We start from the raw sequence: 7,847 nt of genomic DNA, 5'->3' as shown, positions 1-7,847 counted from the left end.
CAGGGTCGCCACGCCGGAGGGCGGCAGCGAGTCAGTCGTCGCGGCCTGAGAGCCATAGACCCCATGTTTGTAGGGCATGAGAACACGTCCTTTCTCTTATTCGAGGATATAATCCGGGATGTATGGGAGGGAGGTCGCCGTAGCCCGGAAGGTCAGATATCCCACCCAGTATTGCGAGGGCTGTTCCGGGTACATCCCCCATCGGAAAGGCCGTTGAACGCTGGTCGAACCTCCTGGCATGACGCATGCCCGGGCCAACTCTTGCCTGGCGCGGTAGATCAGGTTCAACAGGTCCCGATACCCCTTGAAGTCCGGCAGCATCTCGCCTTCTTTCGGGTAGAAGCCGGCGTTGAACACGACGAAGTTGATTCGGATCCCGATCCCCGCCTCCGAACCGTCGTCATCCCCTTCATCCATTCCGACGATCATAGCCGGAATGGCACTCTTCAGCCCGTCCGGAAGCTGCTGCGGCACATCCTGTAGCTGGTTCGGAAGAGGTAGCCAGCCGATGAATACGTTGGGGTGCTGCAGCTGGTAGATGGTATAGTCATCGTCGTTCGGCACCTGCAGGCGGAATGCCGGCGCCACGTGCTCCTTCAGGAACTCTTGAATGGACTCCAGTATCAGGTTGTCGATCATTTGCCACCCGCTTTCTTCAACCGGTAGTCGATTTCATGCTCCAGACGTTTCAGCAACATCAGGCTCCCGGCCGTTTGGATCTCCTCAGCCACGTCCAGGTTCTCGATCATCTGGGTTGGGGAAATGGTCCGAAGCATCTCCACCGGATACCGGCCTTTTCCCGTCCGGCGGAAGATTTGAGTGTTCCCGGTCACATTCTGCACGAACGCCCCGGGCTTCCCGCCGACTTTCTTGTACCCCGGACCCTTCTTGATCTTGACCTTGGCGACCTTGGACTTGGATCCGAGCCCGCCGGGGAGAAACCGACCGAGCGTGAACCGCCGGCTCCGGACCAGAATCCAGGCCTTCGGCCGGCTGTACGTGGCGCGGTTCTTGCTCATGGACTGCTTGATCTCCCGGGCCGATACGTTGTAGTGCTTCGTCACGATCCGTCCCGTCTTGGAATACACATGGTCCAGCGTCCGGTTCAATGCGGACATGAACGCCTTCGGCGCCTGCTTCTCGAGGCCGGCCAGCCCTTTCATTACCCGGTTCAGCTGACTGGTGTCCACCTTGATCGTCCCCATAGCGTTACCCCCGCGTCTGGTCCAGGATGATCTCTAAGCAACCGTCCGTCTCCCGTACATCGATGACGATCATCTGGCGCTTATTGAAGCGCTGCATACTGCCGAGCTTGGGTGGGCCTGGAAAAGCGGAAGCCGGCGCGAAGTAGAGGATCGCACCGGCTCCAAGGCCTTCAAATTCGGTTTCTGCGCGCTTCTTTAACGTCTCCCGGTCCAGGATGACGGAGACCGGTCTGCCGTCGATCATGGCCGTCTCCGCGAACTCCTGAGCGTTGAAGAAGACGTCATAGTCCTTCTGGAGTTGGTCCTTAAAAGAACTCATACCCCTTACTCCGGAAGGCCGGTATTCGGGCCGTCTTCAGTATCGATGGTGTCCAGGTACTCGGCGTATTGCTTCACTCGGCTCGGCTCGTTCATGGCCGGCTCAAGCCCCAGTTCCGAGAGGTATTCCTTTTGCTGGTCGGACTTCTTCAGCTTCTCGAACTCCTCGAGGGATAACAGAGGCAGAGTTTGAACATTCTCCATCTCAGAAAGCCCTATCCCCTCCTGCATCTCTTCCACATCTACCGGAAAGGTCGCATATCCATCGGCCACAAGCCGATGTTCCTCGCTGGAATCGAGGTTGGATATTACGGAACCTGGTCCGTATACCACGGATCCGTCGTTGATCGGGAATTTCCCCACGATAATAGTCATGTTAGTCCTCCTTACAGCACTTTGGCGACGAACCAGTCATCGATGTCCTCGGGTTTCGGGACAGGACGGCCGGAGAGTCGTACCATGCGCTGCTCGTTATTCGTATCTGCCCAGGACTTCGGAACCCGCGTGCCTTCGTAGGTGTAGAATTGGCCATCCGACTCCATTTGTGTGACCGCTCCGTAAAGGATTTCGCCCATGCCCGGTCGGCCAAGAATCACATGGTCCACCGGCATCATCGGTTTCTCCGTGCCATCATCGTCAATGTACCATTCGTTGTAGGTGTAGAGATCAAGGCCAAGTTCCGGCAGACGGCCGATGTGGGTCAGTGCATCATCTTGGATGACGGGACGCAATTCAGCAAACAAGCCGTTGTACTGCTTCAGCTTTTCATTAATGTCAGAGTCCGCACAGAATTCGGCAGAGGCATTTTGACCAAGAATGGCGACTTTCGGCGCCCGGCCACTCCTTTGGATAATATTCAAACGCCACCGAGCCAGGTCTGCATAGATCGCAGACGTTTCAGCAGACCAAACAGCTCCGCCGGTAAGGATCTCCTTGTTCGTAAATCCGTAGTCCAGGAGTTGCTCCACATAGGTATTATTGTCCCGATCAATATAGCCTTTCATCGTGATCTTCCCGTTCAGCAGCAGCTCACGGCACATCCACTCCTCACGACGCGCAATCATTTCATCCAATTCAGCCAGATCCTTGCCGATCAGCTCTGACTGGCGCTGTTCCGGCGTCCGTTGGCTGAATACATTTTCACCCATTCCACGAATAACCAGATCATCCACCGTGATGGCACGCTGCGGTGCGATCTTCGGGGCTGCGTATTTATCGGTACGGTACCCTTGGCGATCCATCGTGATGCCGCCGACGCGGGGAGCCACAAAAGGTGCCATCTTCCGCTTGCTCTTCTTGTAATCGAGCAAAACCTCCTCCGTCACGAAGGTCTGGAGGTTCGGGAAAAAGGTCGAACGGAAGAACGAATGGGCCGGCAGGATCCGTTCCACTGCCCCGAGCAAGATCTGTGTGCGATAGATGTTCAGATTCAACAAGATTACCCCCTCTTAATATTTGATATTGTCTTTCAGGAAGATTCCCTTCGTCCGCAGCGTTGCCTCATGACCTGCTGCAGTGTCGGAACCACCGAAGGTCAAAGCCAACCGGTTGAACAATCCGGAACTGTACGCCGTGGTCACGACATCGCCGGCCGTTGTATCCACATCATCGGTCAAAATGCTGTCAGCCGCCTGGCTGCCGTCAGCGCTCGCGCTGTTGACCGTCACGGCCTTACCAGTCGCGGTGATGATGCCGACTACGGTGCCACGCTTCAGCACGCCCTGACCGGATTTCACCGTTACGGACTTCAACAGGATCGGTTGTTCCAACCCTGCAATTAGCCTGTCAAACGAGACGGAGTCCACTTGCTTGGTATACAGGTTCTCAGGCATCTGCTTTTACCCCCTGACGTTTTTGATTAGCAGCCGTTGCGATCGCGTTGATTACAGCAAGTTCCTTATCCTTCTCATCGTCCTGCGAAGCTCCCGGTACCTTATTGGCGGGGGCAATCTCCTGATTCCGTTGGTCCAGGAACGTCCTGCCGGCGGCAGCATCCAACTTCAGTGCCTGGAAGGCCAATTGCTGCGCGTTGACGGGCTCCAGGAATTTGGCCTTGTTGACCAGATCACCGGGCAGGGAGTTGGCGATATCATCAATCTCCTTGATCCGGTTGCGCTCGGCCACTGTCGCTTCAGCACTAACGGTCGCCGTGGCCGACGCAATCAACTGATTGCAGAGCTCCGGGAAATGCTGCTTCAGTTCTTCCACGTTCTTAATCTCCAATTTGGGATCCTCCTTCAGGGATAGATTGGTTTGATTCATCTGGAAACTCTTCCACTTCTCAAAGAAGTTGAACATGACGGAATCTGCACTGTTCTGAATAGCGAGTCGACTAAACGAGTACGAGTTGTGGATCGCACCTTCACCTTCTGATGCTTCGGCATAGAGAACTCCGTCTGCAAAGCCGTCAGCTACTGCCCGTTTGGCACTCATCCACGTTTCTTCGTCCATCATCTTAGAGATAAGCTCCCGATCCTTACCCGTCTTGTTCTGGTAGGCATTGATGATCGTTTCCTTCACTTCATCCAAGACATCTGCTGCATGGCGGAGCTCCCTTGCATCCCCACGAACCCCACTTCCAGGGTAAGGATTGTGGATCATCATGATGGAAACAGGACTCATAATGATCTCGTCAGCCGCCATTGCAATGATGGAGGCAGCGGATACCGCTTTTCCGTCGATCTTCGCAGTAACCTTCCCCTTGTGCTCCTTTATGGCGTTGTACATGCCTGCACCAGCAAAAACATCACCTCCCCAGCTGTCGATCCATACCGTGATGTTCTTCCCGTTATGCTCAGCCAAAGCCTGGCGGAATGCATTTGGTGATGCTGATGGGATCCCAAGCCACTCATAGAACCATGCATCGTCATCGCTGATAATTTCACCGGATAGGCGAAGCTCAACTTCTTCGTCAGATAGGTTCTTGAAGCTCCAGAACTTACTCATCTTTTTCCTTCACCTCCTCTCCCGGGGCGGCCGGCGCCGCTGGTTTTATGTCAGGTTTCAAACCGGCATCCTTCATTAGCTGCTCTTCACGTGCCAACTGCTTCAGGTTGCGATCAAAATCACCACCGGTCATCTCGATCGTCTCCTTCTCCCGGGTGGAGAGGGCATTGGCGATCCGCTCCTTGGCCGCGTTTACTTCCTTCAGCGGATCCAACTGCCCCGGGGCCGGCCCATTCCATTCCGCCTGACACCATGCCCGCCGGATACTCGGGTCAGAAAAAAAGCCGGGCGCCCGGATCCGACCGGTCGCAACGGCTTCAGTTAACCATTCCTCGTATACGGGCTGGCAAAACTCCTTCGCCATCCACTGCCGGCGGGTCCGGAACATCTTCCAGGCCTCCAGGAGTGCCGCTCGGGCTGCGCTATAACTGGATTGGAATGACTTTTGGAGAAGTTCCTGCGGGATTTCAAGAGCGGCCCCAATATACCGGCTTAGGGCATTCACAAACGGGTCAAATTGGCTGCTTGGCCGCGCCGGGTTGGCGACTTCAATCGATTCCCCCGGGCCGAGCACGTTAATAGCTCCTGTCCCCATCTCATAAACCGTCGGATCGCTCGGTGCTACCTTTTGATCCTCCGGAATCATGCTGCCAAGCGGATTTTCGCTTGTCGCTCCTTCCGTTTTCACGAAAACCGTGAACATACCGGCGATCACCGCCGCCATGAGCTCCGCTTCCGTGTAACGGGTGATCTGCTTCAGGCTTTCGATTACAGGTGCAAGGTACGGAACGCCGCGCCGCTGCTCAGCCCGCTCAAATTCGGCCAGGTGGAGGATGTTCGGCCGTCCTGTCCTGGCTCCATAGGCCTCAATCCGCATCCATTCTCGCGTTTTGGTCGAGTCCAACCCGGTCGTAATCGGGTAGACGCTGCAAATATGGTAGGCAACGACGGCGCCATCCGTATCATACTCGACTCCCGAGGTGATCCAGTTCCCGGTGCTCGGATTTTTCCCGTCCACATTGCCGGTCATGGTCTGGTTGGTCCAAGGCGTGCTGATTCGGTCCGCTTCGATCAGGTGCAAGCGGAGGGTATACGGCATGTATGGATGAGCCTTGGCCCGCTTGAAGAGAGCAAAGCTGTCTCCATTCATTAGGCAGCCGACAAAGGCAATGCCCTGCATGTCCGCGAAGTCCGACATCCGGAGAGCATCACAGTGTTTCGACTCGGCCCAAAGCAAGAATTCCCGTTCCACTTCCCTCTCCCAGGCGTCTGCCTGCTCCGGTGACATCCGGAGACGGTCCGTATCAATCCTGGACTTCAATCGGAGTCCCGGGCCGATGACGTTGGTTTTGTTCGTTCGAATGGCAGCGGTCCCCAACGGCGCGTTCATGTAGAGGTCACGCGATCGGGACCGAAGGACCGGCAAGTTCATATCAATGTCGTCCTTCGGGCTCCCAGGGAGAGCGAACCACCCCCGCATGGACTTTTTCCGCCCGGAAGCACCGCCCTCTGAGTAACCAGAGTTCACGATTTCCATGGTTTTACGCGCCGCAACACGCCTAAGCGCCATTTCAGGACTGAAGTAGGATATTGTTTTGTCCAACAGGTTCAAGTTTTCACCTCCCGCTCAAGCTCAGTAGTCCCTCGGGACGATGCCGAGCACCCTATTCCGTCCACCGCCGCCGGTTTTTGCCTTCTCGGTGGCGATTTCCTTCTCCAGATAGCCGATCATTTTGGCGATCTCTCCTAAATCTGCCCGTGACAAGCGACGCGAACCAATCGAATATTCCTGCGCACCGTCCAAAATGGCTGATTCACAAGCGATATATAGTTCAAGCCGGCTTTGCAAGGTCTGAAGCCGTTCGGACATGATCATCCTCCTCCTATGCTTGAATCCCCTTATTCACCACTCCATACTTCCGAGGCTGCGCCGGGCCAGATTGGGTGCTTTTCGGGTTTCGGTCCACTTTCGCTAACATTTCGAGGTTCGGATTCAAGATTTCAAGGGCTGCGGTAGCGTAATTTCGCACGTCCAGCGGCTCGTTCCGGACCTTCCCCACCTTGATCCACTCCAGACGAGGACGGCCCTTATGGAAGCGGATGACCTGTTTCTCGGAAGTCAGCCCCTTGAAATACTCCTCGCCATACCCGCATTCGGCCTTAATCGGGTAATGACAGTAGCCTTCGGTACCCTCGAACTTGTTCTTCAGCCGGGTCAGGAGCGTAACCTTGCCGCCGTCGACCCCGATCAGGAACAGCGCACAGTTTTCCCGGGCCGTCCGGGACACCCGGCCGACGAACGCCTTGCCGTCACCGCCCTCGCCTTTGATGGCGAAGATACGGCGGGTCTCGCGCTTCACACAAAAGCGGTAGACATCGGTGGTATGATGGCCGCCAGAGTCGATACAGGTACATGAGACCGTGATCCCGCTGCCGTCGGCTCGCCGCCAGGTCCGCCCCAGGTACTCGTCCAGTTGGTGCCAAATCTCTGGCTTGGCCGGATCCCCGTATATGATCCGGTATTCGATACCCCAGCTCTCCTTCCCGACGCCCCAGCCGACGACTTCCACCTCGAACCGGTCGTTCTGGACGTCGACGCCGGCCGTGAGCACCAAGACCGGATCCGGCACCGAGGCGGCGTATTGCTCGCGTCGCTTCACCAGCTCGTTCTCGTCGACCTGCTCGCCTTGCTCCTCCCATGTCTCGCCCAGGGATGTGTTGACCCAGGTCTTGAGCTCCTCTGGGCTGTCCTTGGCCTTCAGGAAGTCGCTTACGATCTCCTCCCACCTCTTCCAGGGAGACACCAGCTCGTTCAGGTGGAAACCGCGGGTCTTCCGTTCCGGCTCCCGTGCGATCCATTGTCCTACTCCAGCCTTCCACTCGTACTCACCATGGAGCGCGCCGCACTCCCGGCAGCTGTGCTCGACGCTGTGAACCTGGTCCGGTCCGTCGGCCTTGAAGATAGTCTGTCCCCAGGTCAACGGCTGCAGCTCTCCACAGCTCGGGCAGGGAAGGCACCACTGCTCCTTCGTGCTGTTCTCGTAGGCCTTCTCAATCCGGGAGACTCCCTTGACCGTCGGCGTGCTGACCAGGACCAGCTTCCGGTTCCAGAACGTCGTCGTCCGCTTGGCCGCTAGTGCGACCGGGTCGCCCTCAGCGCCAGCACTGGCCGGGTACCGGTCCACCTCGTCGCAGAAGACGATCCGAATCGGCCGGCTCGCCAAAGTGGATGGCGCGTTGGCCCCGACCAGGGTGATGTGGCCACCAGGGAATTTCTTGTGGAGGATGGTATTCTCGGAGCCACGGCTCTTGACGTCCTTGACCTTTCCATTCAGCGCCGGGGTATCCCGGATCATCGGCTGCAAGCGGTCCTTGGAG

10 protein-coding genes are annotated in these 7,847 nt (G+C 56.8%); all 10 read right to left on the bottom strand.

Annotated elements, in window-relative coordinates:
- Window positions 1-96: 96 nt before the first annotated feature.
- A complete protein-coding gene (locus ACSEXW_RS27700) occupies window positions 97-639 on the bottom strand; it encodes a hypothetical protein (protein WP_438449421.1) in 543 nt (180 codons plus the stop codon).
- Window positions 636-1,205: a phage tail protein gene (locus ACSEXW_RS27695; protein WP_438449420.1), complete on the bottom strand. Its 570-nt coding sequence runs from the start codon at window positions 1,203-1,205 to the stop codon at window positions 636-638. Before ACSEXW_RS27695 ends, ACSEXW_RS27700 begins: the two co-directional genes overlap by 4 nt.
- A gap of 4 nt (window positions 1,206-1,209) precedes the next feature.
- Window positions 1,210-1,524 (bottom strand): hypothetical protein, encoded by a 315-nt coding sequence (locus ACSEXW_RS27690; RefSeq protein ID WP_438449419.1) that lies wholly within the window; start codon window positions 1,522-1,524, stop codon window positions 1,210-1,212.
- Between the two features lie 5 nt (window positions 1,525-1,529).
- A complete protein-coding gene (locus ACSEXW_RS27685; protein WP_438449418.1) occupies window positions 1,530-1,898 on the bottom strand; it encodes a hypothetical protein in 369 nt (122 codons plus the stop codon).
- A gap of 11 nt (window positions 1,899-1,909) precedes the next feature.
- Window positions 1,910-2,956 carry a major capsid protein gene (locus ACSEXW_RS27680; RefSeq protein WP_438449417.1) on the bottom strand — a complete coding sequence of 349 codons (1,047 nt, stop codon included), beginning with the start codon at window positions 2,954-2,956 and terminating at the stop codon, window positions 1,910-1,912.
- A gap of 15 nt (window positions 2,957-2,971) precedes the next feature.
- A complete protein-coding gene (locus ACSEXW_RS27675; protein WP_438449416.1) occupies window positions 2,972-3,355 on the bottom strand; it encodes a head decoration protein in 384 nt (127 codons plus the stop codon).
- Window positions 3,348-4,469, bottom strand: a complete 1,122-nt coding sequence (locus ACSEXW_RS27670) for a head maturation protease, ClpP-related (RefSeq protein WP_438449415.1) — start codon at window positions 4,467-4,469, stop codon at window positions 3,348-3,350. The genes ACSEXW_RS27675 and ACSEXW_RS27670 overlap by 8 nt, the downstream gene beginning before the upstream one ends.
- The gene (locus tag ACSEXW_RS27665) at window positions 4,462-6,039 is read right to left on the bottom strand and encodes a phage portal protein (RefSeq protein WP_438449422.1); all 1,578 of its coding nucleotides are present in this window, start codon (window positions 6,037-6,039) and stop codon (window positions 4,462-4,464) included. Before ACSEXW_RS27665 ends, ACSEXW_RS27670 begins: the two co-directional genes overlap by 8 nt.
- A 63-nt stretch (window positions 6,040-6,102) precedes the next feature.
- Window positions 6,103-6,339, bottom strand: a complete 237-nt coding sequence (locus ACSEXW_RS27660; protein WP_438449414.1) for a DUF6148 family protein — start codon at window positions 6,337-6,339, stop codon at window positions 6,103-6,105.
- Between the two features lie 13 nt (window positions 6,340-6,352).
- A partial coding sequence (locus tag ACSEXW_RS27655; protein WP_438449413.1) for a phage terminase large subunit family protein occupies window positions 6,353-7,847 on the bottom strand: 1,495 nt, incomplete at its 5' end.

Origin of the sequence: Oryzibacillus soli (assembly GCF_051594765.1) — a bacterium.
GTDB lineage: Bacteria > Bacillota > Bacilli > Paenibacillales > NBRC-103111 > Paenibacillus_AR.
The sequence above is the reverse complement of the archived record's forward strand: the minus strand, read 5'-3'. Positions and strand labels throughout refer to the sequence as shown.